13 protein-coding genes are annotated in these 15,183 nt (G+C 64.7%); 7 read left to right on the plus strand and 6 right to left on the minus strand.

Annotated features, from left to right (window positions below):
- Nucleotides 1–86: 86 nt before the first annotated feature.
- Entirely contained in the window at nucleotides 87–1,463 is a 1,377-nt protein-coding gene (gene otnK, locus AC07UC_RS01360; protein ID WP_494903581.1) for a 3-oxo-tetronate kinase, read from the plus strand.
- Nucleotides 1,463–2,101: a class II aldolase/adducin family protein gene (locus AC07UC_RS01365; protein WP_494908876.1), complete on the plus strand. Its 639-nt coding sequence runs from the start codon at nucleotides 1,463–1,465 to the stop codon at nucleotides 2,099–2,101. Before otnK ends, AC07UC_RS01365 begins: the two co-directional genes overlap by 1 nt.
- Nucleotides 2,102–2,173: 72 nt before the next feature.
- Here the strand turns inward: AC07UC_RS01365 and AC07UC_RS01370 are convergent, their stop codons facing one another.
- From AC07UC_RS01370 to AC07UC_RS01395, 6 genes are read right to left on the minus strand one after another with little or no spacing between them, the layout of a single operon-like run.
- Nucleotides 2,174–3,610 carry an NAD-dependent succinate-semialdehyde dehydrogenase gene (locus AC07UC_RS01370; RefSeq protein WP_494903583.1) on the minus strand — a complete coding sequence of 479 codons (1,437 nt, stop codon included), beginning with the start codon at nucleotides 3,608–3,610 and terminating at the stop codon, nucleotides 2,174–2,176.
- Between the two features lie 18 nt (nucleotides 3,611–3,628).
- Nucleotides 3,629–4,900 (minus strand): CaiB/BaiF CoA transferase family protein, encoded by a 1,272-nt coding sequence (locus AC07UC_RS01375; RefSeq protein WP_494903584.1) that lies wholly within the window; start codon nucleotides 4,898–4,900, stop codon nucleotides 3,629–3,631.
- A gap of 40 nt (nucleotides 4,901–4,940) precedes the next feature.
- Entirely contained in the window at nucleotides 4,941–5,978 is a 1,038-nt protein-coding gene (locus tag AC07UC_RS01380) for an ABC transporter ATP-binding protein (protein ID WP_494903585.1), read from the minus strand.
- Nucleotides 5,975–7,051, minus strand: coding sequence for an ABC transporter ATP-binding protein (locus tag AC07UC_RS01385; protein ID WP_140770044.1), 1,077 nt, complete (start codon nucleotides 7,049–7,051; stop codon nucleotides 5,975–5,977). The genes AC07UC_RS01380 and AC07UC_RS01385 overlap by 4 nt, the downstream gene beginning before the upstream one ends.
- A gap of 3 nt (nucleotides 7,052–7,054) precedes the next feature.
- Nucleotides 7,055–7,897: an ABC transporter permease gene (locus AC07UC_RS01390; RefSeq protein ID WP_494903586.1), complete on the minus strand. Its 843-nt coding sequence runs from the start codon at nucleotides 7,895–7,897 to the stop codon at nucleotides 7,055–7,057.
- Nucleotides 7,897–8,910 (minus strand): ABC transporter permease, encoded by a 1,014-nt coding sequence (locus tag AC07UC_RS01395; protein WP_202324840.1) that lies wholly within the window; start codon nucleotides 8,908–8,910, stop codon nucleotides 7,897–7,899. Before AC07UC_RS01395 ends, AC07UC_RS01390 begins: the two co-directional genes overlap by 1 nt.
- 185 nt (nucleotides 8,911–9,095) lie before the next feature.
- Here AC07UC_RS01395 and AC07UC_RS01400 point away from each other — a divergent pair, with 185 nt between their 5' ends.
- The 5 genes from AC07UC_RS01400 to AC07UC_RS01420 all read left to right on the plus strand — a co-directional run bounded on the left by AC07UC_RS01400 (nucleotide 9,096) and on the right by AC07UC_RS01420 (nucleotide 15,169).
- Nucleotides 9,096–9,905 (plus strand): IclR family transcriptional regulator, encoded by an 810-nt coding sequence (locus AC07UC_RS01400; RefSeq protein WP_140770050.1) that lies wholly within the window; start codon nucleotides 9,096–9,098, stop codon nucleotides 9,903–9,905.
- 107 nt (nucleotides 9,906–10,012) lie between these two features.
- Nucleotides 10,013–10,759, plus strand: coding sequence for an SDR family NAD(P)-dependent oxidoreductase (locus AC07UC_RS01405; protein ID WP_494903587.1), 747 nt, complete (start codon nucleotides 10,013–10,015; stop codon nucleotides 10,757–10,759).
- A 109-nt stretch (nucleotides 10,760–10,868) separates the two neighbouring features.
- On the plus strand, nucleotides 10,869–12,308 hold the full coding sequence (locus AC07UC_RS01410; RefSeq protein WP_494903588.1) for a GH39 family glycosyl hydrolase: 1,440 nt from the start codon (nucleotides 10,869–10,871) through the stop codon (nucleotides 12,306–12,308).
- Nucleotides 12,301–13,650 (plus strand): glucoamylase family protein, encoded by a 1,350-nt coding sequence (locus AC07UC_RS01415; protein ID WP_494903589.1) that lies wholly within the window; start codon nucleotides 12,301–12,303, stop codon nucleotides 13,648–13,650. The genes AC07UC_RS01410 and AC07UC_RS01415 overlap by 8 nt, the downstream gene beginning before the upstream one ends.
- Entirely contained in the window at nucleotides 13,640–15,169 is a 1,530-nt protein-coding gene (locus AC07UC_RS01420; protein WP_494903591.1) for a mercuric reductase, read from the plus strand. The genes AC07UC_RS01415 and AC07UC_RS01420 overlap by 11 nt, the downstream gene beginning before the upstream one ends.
- Nucleotides 15,170–15,183 lie beyond the last annotated feature (14 nt).

Here is a 15,183-nt window from a genome sequence, read left to right on the forward strand (position 1 = left end):
CGTCGCCTGAGTCGAGCGGGCTGTGTATATGATATCACAAGCCGCCTGACCATCGACGTCGGACACGCAAAAATGAGACGAAGCGCATGACCGCGTCGACGCGTACCCTGTTGTTCGGCGCCATTGCCGACGATCTGACCGGTGGCACCGAACTGGCGTCGATGCTGGTGGCCAGGGGCATTCCGACCGGCTGTACGGTCGGGCTCGAAGCGGCGATCCCGTCGGGCAATCTTGCCCATGTGATCCTGCTGAAAACCCGCGTCATCGCCGCCGGCGAGGCGGTACGCCAGGTGCTCGAGGCCGCCGACCGGCTGGCCGAAGCGGGCGCGCGGCAGATCTTCTTCAAATATTGCGCCACCTTCGATTCCACGCCCGCCGGCAATATCGGCCCCTGCGCGGAAGCGCTGCTCGAACGGCTGGGCGGCGACATGACGCTGTTCACGCCGGCGTTGTGCGAGACCGGCCGCACCGTCTACCAGGGGCATATGTTCGGCGGTGCGCAATTGCTGGCCGAGTCGCCCAAGCGCTTCGATCCGCTTACGCCGATGACGGATTCCAACCTGGTCCGCGTGCTGCAGGCGCAAAGCAAGGGCAGAGCCGGGCTGGTCCCCTGGCTCACCATCGATGCCGGCCCGGAAGCCATCCGCGAAGCCGTGCGGGAGAAAAGCGCGCGCGGCGAGACGCTGCTGGTTACCGATACGCTGCGCGAGCGCGACCTGGCGGCGATCGCGCAAGCCGCCTTCGACCTGCCGCTGATGACCGGCAACTCCTCGGTCGTGGCGCATCTGCCGCCAGCCTGGATGGCATACGGGCTGCTGAACCGAGACGATCTCGTTGCGGCCAGCCTGCCGGCAGTCAATGGGCCGGCAGCGGTACTGGCCGGCAGTGTCGCCGATCGCACCATCGAACAGCTCGAACGCTTCGCGCAAAACAATCCGGTGCTGACGATCGATCTCGCCGAGGCCTTTGGCGGCAAGGACGTCGTCGCGGAAGCGCGCGCCTTTGCAGGTCGGCATCTGCCCGGTGCGATGATCGCGATTGCCACAACCGCACCGCAAGCGACGGTCGAGACGTTGCAGCAGGCGCATGGCCGCGACGCGGTGGCGGCGCGGGCGGAAGAGATACTGGCCGGGATTGCGCAAATCCTGGTGCGCGATTTCGGCGTGCGGCGGCTGGTCGTTGCCGGCGGCGAGACAGCCGGCTCCGTGGTCAAGGCGCTCGGCATCACCCGCATAGCCATGGGCGCCTATGAAGGCCCCGGCCTGTCGCGCGCCATCGCCGACGTCCCCGGCCTGCCCGACGATCCGCTGGCGATGATGCTGAAATCCGGGAAGCTCGGCGGCCCCGACATTTTCGCCGATGTGTTGCAGGACATGACGCGGGCCACCACCATCGCGCCCGCGATCGACACATGGCCACCGGCAAAGCCAACCATCGAGCCAAGGACTGGAAAGACTTCGTGATGAATACCGAAACCGTACGCGCCAAACTGATCGCCGCGACCGAGACGCTGGACGCCAGCGGGATGAATGTCGGCACCACGGGCAATATCAGCGTACGCACGGCAAGCGGCATGCTGATCACGCCGACGGGAATTGCCACGAGCGCGCTGCGGCCGGAACAGATGGTGGCGATGCGGCTCGACGGATCCTGGGACGGCGCCTTCAAGCCGTCGAGCGAATGGGAGATGCATGCCGAGATCTACAAGGCTTTCCCGGAGGCCGGCGCCGTGGTGCACGCCCATCCCGACCATTGCGTGGCGCTGTCCTGTCTGCGCGAAGGACTGCCGCTGTTCCACTACATGGTGGCGGGTTTCGGCGGCGACGATGTGCGCTGTTCGGACTATGCGCTGTTTGCGTCAAGCGAACTGGCCAAAGTTGCCGTCGCAGCGCTCAAGGACCGCAATGCCTGCCTGCTTGCCAATCACGGCATGATCGCCTTCGCTGGCGATCTCGACACGGCGCTGATCCGCACCATCAAGCTTGAAACCCTGGCACGGCAATATCTGCTCGCACGCGGCGCCGGCACGCCGGTGCTGATCGAGGGCGGCGAGCTTGCCGCCATTCGTGGGCGCTACAAGACCTACGGCCAGCAGAAGTAACCGGTCAGGTCAGTCTCTTCGGCTCAACGCAATTCCGGACGGAAAACCGTCTCACACTTTTCCTGGAATTGCTCAGTCGACCTGCAGGTGCGAGACGAACTTCGAGTTCAGATAGCTCTCCAGCGCGTCGGCGCCGCCTTCGGTGCCGTTGCCGGAATCGTTGATGCCGCCGAACGGAACCTCCGGCAGCGCCAGGCCATAATGGTTGATCGACACCATGCCGCTGGCGATCCCCGACGACATCTTCGCGGCACTCGCCGCCGAGCGGGTGAAGCCATAGGCGGCGAGCCCATAATTCAGCCGATTGGCTTCGGCCAGAGCCTCGTCCAGCCCGCTCACCGGCGTCATCAGCGCCAGCGGGCCGAACGGCTCCTCGTTCATGGCGCGGGCGTCGGTACCGACGCCAGACAGGATGGTCGGCTCGAAGAAATAGCCTGAATTGCCGATGCGTTTGCCGCCGGTGACGAGCTCTGCGCCTTTCTGCACGGCGTCGTGGACAAGTTCTTCCATCGCCTGGACGCGGCGAGGATTGGCGAGCGGGCCCATGGTCGTGCCTTCGGCGAGGCCGTCGCCGACCTTGATCCGGCTTGTCGCCTCGGCGAAGCGGCCGACGAAATCATCATAGACGGCGTGATCGACGAGGAAGCGCGTCGGCGCGACGCAGATCTGGCCGGCATTGCGGAATTTCGACGCCACCATCGCGCGCGCGGCGCGGTCGAGGTCGGCGTCGGGCAGGACGATGACCGGCGCGTGACCGCCCAATTCCATCGTCGCGCGTTTCATGTGCAGGCCGGCGAGCGACGCCAGTTGCTTGCCGACAGGCGTCGAACCGGTGAAGGAGATCTTGCGGATCACCGGATGTGGAATGAGATAGGCGGAGATTTCCGACGGCGTGCCGTAGACGAGGTTCAAGACACCGTCGGGCAGGCCGGCATCGACAAAGGCGCGCACCAGTTCGGCGGGCGAAGCCGGCGTTTCTTCCGGTCCCTTGATGATGATCGAGCAACCGGCGGCAAAAGCGGCGGACAATTTGCGCACCGCCTGGTTAAGCGGGAAATTCCACGGCGTGAAGGCAGCCACCGGGCCGACAGGTTCCTTGACCACTGACTGGCTTACCCCCTCAAGCCGCGCCGGCACGATGCGGCCATAGGCGCGGCGCGCTTCCTCGGCGAACCAGTCGATGATGTCGGCGGCGGCGAACGCTTCCATGCGCGATTCGGCAATCGGCTTGCCCTGCTCCAACGTCATCAGCGTGGCGATATGTTCGTTGCGCTCGCGCAGGAGGTTGGCGGCCTTGCGCATCAGCTTGGAGCGGTCGAAAGGCGAGACGCGCCGCCAGGCGTCGAACCCCTTCGCGGCGGCGGCGAGCGCTTCGTCGAGATCGTCGATGCCTGCATGGGCGAGCGAACCGAGTTCGGCCTCCGTCGCCGGATTGATCACGGGCATTGTGCGGCCGTCGCGAGCGGGGCGCCACGAGCCGTCTATGTGGAGATGGACGTCAGGATACATGGCGGGCTCCGTGAAAGGTCAGGCGGGAACAGGTTCGGCGGCGGGCGTGTAGATGCCGATGGCACCGGAGCCGGCCAGTTGGTCGATGGTCTCGGGGCTGTAGCCGAGGATGTCGGTCAGCACAGAGGCTGTGTTCTGGCCGAGCATCGGCGGTGCCGTGAAGTCGGCGGTCAGCTGGGCGGCCAGCCCCTGCGCGGGGCGCACCATGGCGACGGAACCCAGATGCGGATGCGGCAAGGTCTGGACGAGGCCGCGCTCGCGGACATTGGGGCTGTCGAAAACCTCTGGTATCGACTTCACCGTGCCGGCTGGCACACTGGCCGCGGCACAGGCCGCCATCCAATGGTCGCGCGGTTTGGTCCTGAAGACCTTCGCCAATTCGGGGATCAGCGCTTCGCGATTGGTGGCACGCGCCCCCGCCTTGATGAAGCGCTGATCTTTTGCCAGGTGCGGCAAGCCGACGACCTTTTCGCACAGCGCGGCGAATTGCTTGTCATTGCCGACCGCCAACGCAAAGCCGCCATCGGAGGCTTCGAATATCTGGTAGGGCACAACAGTCGGATGCGCGTTGCCGTAGCGGGCGACCTCGCGGCCGGTGTTGAGGTAGCCGCTGCCGACATTGATGAGCAGGCTGAGCGCACAGTCGATCAGCGACAGGTCGAGGAACTGTCCCTTGCCGGTGGTGGTGCGTTCATAGAGGGCAGCCAGGATCGACTGCGTCGCGACCATGCCGCAGACGATGTCGGTGATGGCGACGCCGACGCGCATCGGCTCGCCGTCGCTCTCGCCGGTGATGGCCATCAGGCCGCTTTCGGCCTGCATGACGAAGTCATAGCCGGGCCGGCCGGCGTCGGGCCCGGTCTGGCCATAGCCGGAGATCGAGCAGTAGATAAGGCGCGGATTGGACGCGCTGAGTTCCTGAAAGCCGACGCCAAGACGGTCCGCCGTGCCGGAGCGGAAATTCTCTACGACGATGTCGGCCTTGGCCGCCAGTTCGCGTACGATCGCCAGTCCTTCAGGGCTTTTCATGTCGAGCGCGATGCTCTGTTTGCCGCGATTGGCGCAGAGATAGTAGGTCGAGACGCCCTTGTAGCTCGGCACCGACCAGGCGCGGGTGTCGTCGCCACCATCGATGTTCTCGATCTTCCAGACCTCGGCGCCGAGATCGGCAAGGCTCATCGTTGCCCATGGACCGGCGAGCACGCGCGAGAGGTCGAGCACCTTTATGCCTTCGAGCGGCAGGCGCGGACGGCTTGCCTGGCCGGCATCCTTGGAGTGGTCTTCAGTCACGATCAAAATCCTTTGCGGCGGCGGCTGGCCTTGCGGCCCGTCAGACAGCCTTGAAGGCGTTGACGGGTTCCGGAAAATGGCAGGCGACGCGGTGCCTTTCGCCTGATGGTCCGAGCGGCGGTTCGACGGACGCGCAAATCGCCTGCGCCTTGAAGCAGCGTGTGCGGAAGCGGCAGCCCGATGGCGGATTGAGTGGGCTCGGCACGTCGCCCGACAGCACGATCCGCTCACGCTTGCGTTCCTTCTCGGGATTGGCGAGCGGCACGGCCGACAGAAGCGCCTGTGTGTAGGGATGCAGTGCTCTTGAATAGAGTTCGGCCGCCGGCGCGATCTCGACGATCTTGCCGAGATACATCACGGCGACATGATGCGAGATATGGCGCACGACCGAAAGATCGTGGGCGATGAATAAATAGGACGTGCCGAAGGATTGCTGGATGTCCTTCAGCAAGTTGAGCACGCCGGCCTGCACCGAGACGTCGAGCGCCGAGACAGGCTCGTCAAGGATCACCACCTGCGGGTTCAGCGCGAGCGCGCGGGCGATGACGACACGCTGGCGCTGGCCGCCGGAGAGCTCATGCGGATAGCGACGACCGTGCTCGGGATTGAGCCGCACCAGTTCGAGCAGCTCGGCGACGCGCGCGCGACGGTCGGCCTTCGACATGTCGCTCATGCGCAGCGGCTCGGCGATGTTGTCGGCGATGCGCATGCGCGGATGCAGCGAACCGTACGGATCCTGGAAGACGAGCTGGATGTAGCGCCGCATCAGGCGCATATCCTCATGGTTCAGCGCCAGAAGATTCTGGCCGCGGAACCAGCTTTCGCCGCTGGTCGGCTCGATCAGCCGCATCAGGCAGCGTCCGAGCGTCGACTTGCCGCAACCGGATTCGCCGACCAGGCCCAGCGTCTCGCCCGGTGCCACATCGAAGGAGACGTCGGCGACCGCCCGCACATGGGCAATTGCGCGGTCGAAGACGAGGCCGCCGCGAACCGGGAAGTCCTTGACCAGATGGCGAACCGACAGCGCAGGCGCTGTGTCCGATGCCGCGTCGGTCTTGTGTTCGGCCACTGCGCTCATGGGGTCACGCTTCCAGTCTCCAGGCCTGCCGCCGCCGGCGAGACGCCGTGGAAGGGCGGCAAGGTGGTCGCGAAATGGCAGGCCGAGAAGCGGCCGCCAATATCGTGCAGCGGCGGATCCTCGATCCGGCAGCGCGCCTCGGCATGGATGCAGCGCGGATGGAAGGCGCAGCCGCCCGGCAGACGGCCGAGCGCCGGCGGTGAGCCATCGATCGAAAACAGCCGCTCGCGGCTTTCCTCCAGATTGGGGATCGAGGCGATGAGGCCGCGGGTGTAGGGGTGGCGCGGATCGGCGAACAGCTCCGACACATCAGCCTGCTCTACGACACGGCCGGAATAGACCACCGCGACCCGGTCGGCATGGCCGGCGACGACGCCGAGGTCATGGGTGATCAGCACCAGGCCGAGGCCGAGCCGCTCCTGCAGCGAACGCAGTACCGTCAGGATCTGTGCCTGCACGGTCACGTCGAGCGCCGTGGTCGGCTCGTCGGCGATCAACAGATCAGGATCGTTGGCCACCGCCATGGCGATGACCGCACGCTGGCGCATGCCGCCGGAGAATTCATGCGGGTACTGGCTGACCCTGCGCTCCGGCTGCGGGATCGCCACAAGATTGAGCAATTCGACCGCGCGCGCCATGGCCTGCTTGTGGGTCAGGCGCTGATGCAGCCTGACCGCCTCGGCGATCTGCGCGCCGACCGTCATGACAGGATTGAGCGAGGACAGCGGATCCTGGAAGATCATGGCGATGCGCGCACCCCTGATCTTGCGCATCTCGCGCGCCGGCTTGCCGACCAGTTCTTCTCCCTTGAACCGGACAGAGCCGGTCACGACCGCGTTCTTCGAGGTCAGGCCGAGAGCGGCAAGCATGCCGACCGATTTGCCCGAGCCGGACTCGCCGACGATGCCGACGACCTCGCCCTTGGCGACGTCGAGGTCGATGCCGCGCACGGCCTCGAACTGGTTGCCCGCCTTGCGGAATCCGACCCGCAGACCGCGAATGGACAGCAGCGGCTCGCGCTCACCCGCCTTGCCGGCCGCGCCGGAACGCGCTGAATATAGCTGTGCGCTCATCGTCTAGTCCGACCTTGGATCGAGAATGTCGCGCAGGCCGTCGCCGATGAAGTTGAAGCCGAGCACGATGGTGAGGATGGCAATCCCGGGGCCGAAGGCGATCCACCACTGGTAGAAATGGACGGCGCCGTCGGAGATCATCGAGCCCCATTCGGGCGTTGGCGGCGTGGCGCCAAGGCCGATGAAGGAGAGCGATGCGGCAAGCAGCACGACCTGGCCGAGGTCCATGGTCGCGCTGATCAGCACCGGCGTCCAACAGAGTGGCAATATGTGCTTGAAGAGGACGCGGCTTGGCCGAGCACCTGCGGCGATCGCCGCCTCGACATGCTCGCGCTCCTTCACTTCCAGCACCTGCGCACGCATCAGGCGGGCGTAGACCGGCCACCAGACCAGCACCATGGCGATGGCCGCATTGCCGAGGCCCGGCCCGAGCGAGGCCGCGACGGCCATGGCAAGCAGCATCGGCGGGAAGGACAGAGTGACGTCGACCAGCCGCATGATCGCCGCGCCCGTCAGGCCGCCGACGAAGCCGGAAATGGCGCCGAGCAGCGAGCCGATGACCACGGCGGAGACGACGACCAGAACCGCGATCGGCAGCGAATGCGCCGCCCCGTGCAAGGTGCGGGCCAGCACGTCGCGGCCGAGCGCATCGGTGCCCAGCCAGTGCGCCCAGCTCGGCGGCTGCAGGCGGCGCGCGACCATTTCAAGCGGATCGAACTGCACCACCAGATTGGCGAACACGGTCATGAACAGCCAGAACAGGATGACGACCGTGCCGATGACCAGCGGTGCGGTCAGCCATTCGGGAATGCCGGCGGAGCGTGATTTGGTGACGACGGCCGACATCAGCTCAACCTCACCCGCGGATTGGCCACGACATAGAGGATGTCGGTGACGAGGTTGGTGACCAGGAAGGCGAGGCCGCCGACAATGGTGACGCCGATGATGGCCGGGAAGTCGAGCGCGCGGGCCGCCTCAACGGCATAGGAACCCATGCCGGGCCAGGAAAAGATGGTCTCGGTCAGCACCGCGCCGGTGATCAGATAGGCGAAGGAATAGCCGATGACGGTCAAGGTCGGCACCATGGTGTTGCGCAGCGCATGCACGATGACGACACGGAATTCGCTTGCGCCCTTGGCGCGTGCGGTAAGCACGAATTCGCGGCTCATCACATCGAGCATGTTGGCGCGCACCAGCCGCGAGATGGTTCCAGACACCGTCCAGCCGAGCACGAAAGCCGGCAAAAGCAGATGCCACACAGCGTCCTTGAAGACGGTGAGGTCGCCGGCCAGCAGCGAATCGATGGTCAGGAATCCGGTGACGCCGGGCGGCAGCGGCAGCCGGGCATCGAGCCGGCCAGGCCCCGGCAGCCAGTTGAGCATGACCGAGAAGATGAACAGCAGGCCAAGGCCCGACCAGAACACCGGCAGCGAGGAGCCGAACAGAGCGAACAGCCGCGCGCCGTGATCGATCAGGCTGTTGCGGAAATAGGCGGCCAGCACGCCAAGCACGATGCCGAGCGTGGTGCCGAAGATCATGGCGGCGAAGACCAGCTCCAGCGTTGCCGGCAGGCGATAGAGAATATCAGTGCCGACATTGCGCTTGGTGATGAAGGATGTGCCGAGGTCGCCGCTCAGCAGATTGCCGAGATATATCATATAGCGCTCGGGCAGAGGACGATCCAAGCCCCAGCGCGCCTTGGCGGCGGCGACCACTTCGGGATTGCTCATCTGCTGTTCGGCGACGATTGCCGTCAGCGGATCGCCCTTGGTCACCGTGGTGATCAGAAAAGCGATGGTGACGATGCCAAGCACCAGGAACGGCATCGCGATAAGCCGGCGCAAAATATAGCGGGACACGTGGCTACCTTCACAAGGACGGGCTTCGTAAGATGGCACAAGGCGCTGGAAGATACCATCGAGGGGCATATTGACAGGCTGCAAAAGCGGCTGTCAATATAAATGGAATTTAATTTCATTTTTGACTGCACCGCGCCGGCAAGACCGGCCCGACAGGTGGGCATTCCGCCAGAAAGACCGCCAGCGTGCGCAAGCGAGCGACCCGGGACGAGACGGAAGTTGATGGCGAAGGCGCGCAGCTTTCGACGTCGCTGGTGCGGGGGCTCGGCATCCTGCGCGCCTTCCGGCCAGGCGACGCCTCGCTTGGCAACCAGGACATCATCGCGCGCACCGGACTGCCCAAGGCCACGGTTTCGCGCATCACCTACACACTCAGCGCACTCGGCTATCTGCTCTATGACAAGGAGCTCGGCCGCTACAGCCTGGGCCCGGCGACCGTGGCGCTCGGCTATTCGGCGCTGAGCTCCAGCGCCGTCGTCCACATCGCAAGGCCGCTGATGCAGCCGCTGGCCGACTTGACCGGTGCGGCGGTGGCGATCGGCACGCGCGACAGCCTCAACATGGTCTATCTTGCCAACTGCCGGTCGGAGAGCCTGGTCACGCTGCGGCTCAATCCGGGCTCCTATCTGCCGATCTGGAAGACCTCGATGGGGCTGGCCTATGCGGCGGGACTTCTGCCCGAGGAGCGGACCAGCCTGGTACGGGCGCTGCAGGAGGCCGAGCCCGACAAGGCAGCGATGATCGCCACGGCGATCGAGGAGGCGATCGCCCAGTACGCCCAGCTTGGCTACGTGACCTCGTTCGGCGCCTGGCACAGCTACATCCACGCGGTCGGCGTGCCGTTTCGTCCGCGAGACGGCTCGCCGCTGGTCGCCATCACTTGCGGCGGCATCGGCGAGATCATCACCGAGCAACGCGCGCATGCCGAAATCGGACCGGCACTGGTGGCGATGGTGGAAGCGCTGCGCCGAGAGCTCGAGGGAAATTCGGCCTGATCCGCATTGGCCCAGAGAATGGGGCTCCATGACGGCTTGAACTTGCCCGGCCGTGACATCACAGTCGCCGCGGCCGATCAAGCCAGTTGCGGACAAGGGAGAAGCAAATGAACTTCGCGGGGCGCTTCGACGGTCGGACGGCTGTCATCACCGGTGGCGCCTCGGGCATCGGCCTGGCGGTCGCGCAAAGGATCGTCGCGGAAGGTGGACGCGCCAGCGTCTGGGACCGCGATCCGGCCCAGATCGAACAGGCGAAGACCATCATCCCTGGCCTGCATGGTGTAGCCATCGATGTTGCCGATGCCGCCGGCGTTGAAGCCGCCGCCAGACGGACCATCGAGGCCCTTGGCGGTGTCGACATCCTGGTCACCAGCGCGGCCATCACCGGGCCGAACATGACGACCTGGGCCTATTCGGCCGAGGATTGGCAGAGGGTCATCGACATCAACATCAATGGCGTCTTCTACTGCAACAAGGCGCTGGTGCCGCACATGCTCGAGCGCAAGTATGGCCGCATCGTCAACATCGCCTCGATCGCCGGCAAGGAAGGCAATCCCAATGCCTCCGCCTACAGCACTTCCAAGGCGGCGGTGATCGGCCTGACCAAGTCGCTCGGCAAGGAACTGGCCAAGACCAAGGTGACGGTGAATTGCGTGACGCCGGCGGCCGTGCGCACCGCGATCTTCAAGCAGATGAGCCAGGAGCACATCGACTTCATGCTGTCCAAGATACCGATGGCGCGCTTCGGCGAGGTCGAGGAGGTGGCGGCACTGATCTGCTGGATCGCCTCGGAGGAGTGCTCGTTCACGACGGCCGCCGTGTTCGACGTTTCCGGCGGCCGCGCCACCTATTGACGACAACTACAAATCCGCGTGAGCAGGCAACGAATGCGGTCTGGCCGGCGTATAGTCGGCAATGCAGAGCATACGACAGGCAGACATTCCCTCGGACAATTCCAAAGACGTGACCTTTCGCTGCGATCTCAGCGTCCAGGGCGAGGACTTCCCGCATTTTTGGGAACATACGGTCGGCAGCGGCCACGCGACGCTGGCGTTGCGTGCGGACTGGCAGGCGCAGATGCACCGGGCGCATGACGAACTCGGCTTTCGCCATGTTCGTTTTCATGGGCTGCTCGATGACGACATGGGCACGCTCATCGACCAGGATGACCAGCCGCTCTATTCGTTCTTCAATGCCGACCAGATTTTCGATTTCCTGCTATCGATCGGCATGCGGCCCTTCGTCGAGTTGAGTTTCATGCCGACAATGCTGTCATCCTCCGGGCAGATCATTTTTCATTACCGCGCCAATGTCAGCGTGCCGAAGGACTACGACCAATGGTCGACACTGATCTCGAGGCTCGTCGCCCATTGGGTCGATCGCTACGGCCTGCACGAGATAAGACAATGGTTCTTCGAGGTCTGGAATGAGCCCAATCTCGAGGCGTTCGGCAGTGGCAAGCAGGAGGACTATTTCAAGCTGTATGCCTACACGGCAAAGGCGATCAAATCCGTCGACATGCAGTTGCAGGTCGGCGGACCGGCCACCGCCGCCAATGCCTGGATCGATGAGTTTGTCACCTATTGCAGCCAGAACAACCTTCCGACTGACTTCATCAGCACGCATCACTATCCAACCGATGCCTTCGGCAAGCCTGGCGACGACACCGAAACTCTGCTTTCGGAAAGCACGCGAAGTGTGTTGCGGGAGGAGGCGCGGACCGCGCGGCAGCAGGCTGGTGACCGTCCGCTCTACTACACCGAATGGTGCACGTCTTCGAACCCGCGCGACCCCATGCATGACGAGCCGTATGCCGCCGCCTTCATCGTCAAGACGGTGATGGAGGCGAGAGGACTGGTCGAGGGCTACAGCTACTGGGCCTTTTCGGATATTTTCGAGGAGAACTATTTTCCGTCCGTGCCCTTCCATGGCGGCTTTGGCCTGATGAACCTTCACGGAATCGCCAAACCAGCTTACCGTGCCTTCGAAATGCTGCACGGACTTGGAACGGAAATCCTGCCCGTGGACGGGAGCCACCCAACCGTGGACAGCTGGTGTATCCGCAACGGGAATTCGCTGACCGTGCTGATTTCCAATTTCGCCTTGCCGCGACATCCGGTCACCGACGAGACGGTCCATATCGAACTCAAGAATGCGCCGCGGCCCGCCGCCGCGATTATCCAACGGATCGGCGCCGGAAATGCCGACGCCAAGGCGGTGTGGGAGACGATGGGAAAGCCTGATTATCTGAGCCCCGCAATGGTCGAACAACTGCATGCGGCTTCGGCAATGCCGGAGCAGAAACAATCGGTCGCCTGGAGCGATCGCACCCTGGGATTCGATGTCACCGTTCCACCGCTGGGTGTGGCGGGCATCAGGCTGGAGTTCGCATCGCTTGCCTAAAGCAGATCCTGCCGCATTGTCCGATGAAGAGCTTCTGGACCGCTACCAGCGCGCCGCCTTCGGCTATTTCCTGGAGAATGTGAACTCCGACAACGGCTTGGTCGCCGATACGTCGCGGCCGAACTCGCCGGCCAGCATCGCCGTCGTCGGTTTCGCCCTGTCCTGTTATCCGATCGGCGTCGAGCGCGGCTGGATGTCGCGCACGGCGGCAGCGGAGCTGACGCTCGCGGCGCTGCGTTTCTTCTCGGCAAGCCCGCAAGGCGGCGGTGACGACGTCACCGGCCACAAGGGTTTCTACTACCATTTTCTCGACATGCGGACCGGGTTGCGCGTCTGGCGCTGCGAACTGTCGATGGTGGACACCGCCCTGCTGATGGCCGGTATCCTGGTGGCTGGCGCCTATTTCTCCGGCGAGAACGAACAGGAAGCCGAAATCCGGCACCTGGCCGAAGCGCTCTACCGGCGCGTCGACTGGCGGTGGGCGCAAGGCAGCAGTCCGACCTTGCGGCAGGGCTGGAAGCCGAAGAGCGGTTTTCTGCATTATGGCTGGGAGGGCTACAACGAGGCGACCATCCTCTATGTGCTGTCGATGGCCGCGCCGGACAACCCAACCTCCGACGACAGCTACGAGGCCTGGACGGCGACCTACCAGTGGGAGAACATCTACGGCCATGACGTGCTCTATGGCGGGCCGTTGTTCATGCACCAGTTCTCGCACGCCTGGATCGATTTCGCCGGCATCCGCGACGCCTTCATGCGCGAGAAGAACTCCGACTATTTCGAAAACAGCCGCCGCTCGACCTACCTCCATCGGGACTATGCGCGCCACAACCCCTATGGTTTCGACGGCTACGGCGAGAACCTTTGGGGCCTCTCGGCGGGAGACGGGCCCGGCGGTTTTCGCGCCAGTGTCGAGCGACGGAGACACCGGTTTTCCGGCTATGCGGCGCGCGGCGCTCCCTTCGGGCCGGATGATGGCACGATCGCTCCCTGGTCCTATCCGGCATCGCTGCCTTTCGCTCCCGACATCTGCATGGCAGCGATGCGCCATCTCGGCGAGCATTATCCCGAGGTGATCGAGAATTTCCGGCTGCCGAGCGGATTCAATCCGACCTTGGCCAACCGGCGAAAATTCGGCCGCAATGGCTGGGTGTCGGAAGGCCATTACGGGCTGGACCAGGGCATCGTGGTGATGATGATCGAGAACCACCGCTCGCGCCTGATCTGGGAGCTGATGCGGTTCAATCCGCACATCCGCCGCGGCCTGGGAAAAGCAGGTTTCACCGGCGGCTGGCTGGCGCGGCCGGCAGGCTCCACCTCAGGGGCTTACGATGCCGCGTGAACGGACAAAGGCCGCCGGCTTCCCGGTCGACCGCAACGACGTCGAACTGATCCGGGGCGCGCATCCGCCGCGCTGGAAGAACCCCACCCCCGACGGTCCCTACAATCTCGTCGTCATCGGCGCCGGGCCGGCGGGGCTGACCGCGGCGCGTGACGCGGCTAGCCTCGGCGCGAAAGTCGCGCTGATCGAGCGCGGGCTGATCGGCGGTGCGTGCGTCAATGTCGGCGGCGTCCCGTCAAAGTCGATCATCCGCACGGCAAGGCTCTATGCCGACATGCGTGATGCCGAGAATTTCGGTGGCGACACGCCGGAGCGTCTTCAGGTCGACTTCGAGCGGGCCATGACGCGGATGCGGCAGATCCGGCAGCGGATAAGCAGCGCCGAATCGGCCGCGGCCATCGCGGCCGAAGGCATCGACCTCTATTTCGGCGAAGCCCGCTTTGCCGGACCGGACACGGTGGTGGTCGCGGACAAGACGCTGCCTTTCAAGAAGGCATTGGTCGCGACAGGCGCGCATCCGAGCGTGCCGGCGATTCCAGGGCTCGCCGAGGCCGGCTATCTCGACAATGAGAGCATGTTCAACCTCACGCAACGTCCTGAGCGGCTGCTGGTCATCGGCGGCGGGCCGCTTGGCTGCGAGACGGCGCAGGCCTTCTGCCTGCTCGGCGCGAAGGTGATCCTGGCGCAGAGCGATCCGATGTTCCTGCCCGGCGAGGAACGAGACGCCGCGCAGATCCTGTCGGACGCGCTGGCGCGCGAGGGGATCGAGGTTCGCCTGAACACCGAAGTGGTGGCGGTGCGGGCGGAGGGCGGCAAGAAACTCGCCGACCTGATGCGGGATGGCGACACGACGACGATTTCCGTCGACGAGATCATCACCGGCGTCGGCCGTTCGCCCAATGTCGAAGGTCTCGGCCTGGCAGACGCCGGGGTGGCGTATGACGCCAGCGGCATCAAGGTGGACGATCACCTGAGAACCACGAACCCGCACATCTACGCGGCGGGCGATGTGTGCCTCGAATACAAGTTCACCCATACAGCCGAAGCGACGGCGCGCATTGTCGTGCGCAATGCGCTGTTTCGCGGGCGCGAAAGGCTCAGCGAACTCGTCGTTCCCTGGTGCACCTATACCGATCCGGAAATCGCCCATGTCGGTCTCTATCCGATCGAGGCGCGCCGCAACGGCATTCCGGTCAAGACCTATACGGTGCTGATGCATGACGTCGCCCGTGCCGTGATGGACGGCGAGGAGGAGGGGTTCGTCAAGATCCATGTCAGGGAGGGGTCCGACCGTATCCTGGGAGCGACTGTCGTCGCCAGCCATGCCGGCGAGATGATCAACGCAGTGACGCTCGCCATCAGGTCGGGCATGGGATTGCACGCCCTGGCCGACGTCATTCATCCCTTCCCGACTCAGGCACAAGGTATCAAGATGGCGGGCGATGCTTACAGGCGGACCCGGTTCACCTCCCTGCGCAGGCGCCTGACCGTGCGCTGGCTAGCTTGGTCCAGGCGATGAACCTCGCGGCCGCC

It is taken from the genome of Mesorhizobium sp. GW821-FHT04C10 (assembly GCF_059420305.1).

Excerpts from the sequence above, each read along its gene's own strand:
- otnK (WP_494903581.1), top strand. The coding sequence starts at position 87 with ATGACCGCGTCGACGCGTACCCTGTTGTTCGGCGCCATTGCCGACGAT.
- AC07UC_RS01365 (WP_494908876.1), top strand. The coding sequence starts at position 1,463 with ATGAATACCGAAACCGTACGCGCCAAACTGATCGCCGCGACCGAGACG.
- AC07UC_RS01370 (WP_494903583.1), bottom strand. The coding sequence starts at position 3,610 with ATGTATCCTGACGTCCATCTCCACATAGACGGCTCGTGGCGCCCCGCT.
- AC07UC_RS01380 (WP_494903585.1), bottom strand. The coding sequence starts at position 5,978 with ATGAGCGCAGTGGCCGAACACAAGACCGACGCGGCATCGGACACAGCG.
- AC07UC_RS01385 (WP_140770044.1), bottom strand. The coding sequence starts at position 7,051 with ATGAGCGCACAGCTATATTCAGCGCGTTCCGGCGCGGCCGGCAAGGCG.
- AC07UC_RS01390 (WP_494903586.1), bottom strand. The coding sequence starts at position 7,897 with ATGTCGGCCGTCGTCACCAAATCACGCTCCGCCGGCATTCCCGAATGG.
- AC07UC_RS01405 (WP_494903587.1), top strand. The coding sequence starts at position 10,013 with ATGAACTTCGCGGGGCGCTTCGACGGTCGGACGGCTGTCATCACCGGT.
- AC07UC_RS01420 (WP_494903591.1), top strand. The coding sequence starts at position 13,640 with ATGCCGCGTGAACGGACAAAGGCCGCCGGCTTCCCGGTCGACCGCAAC.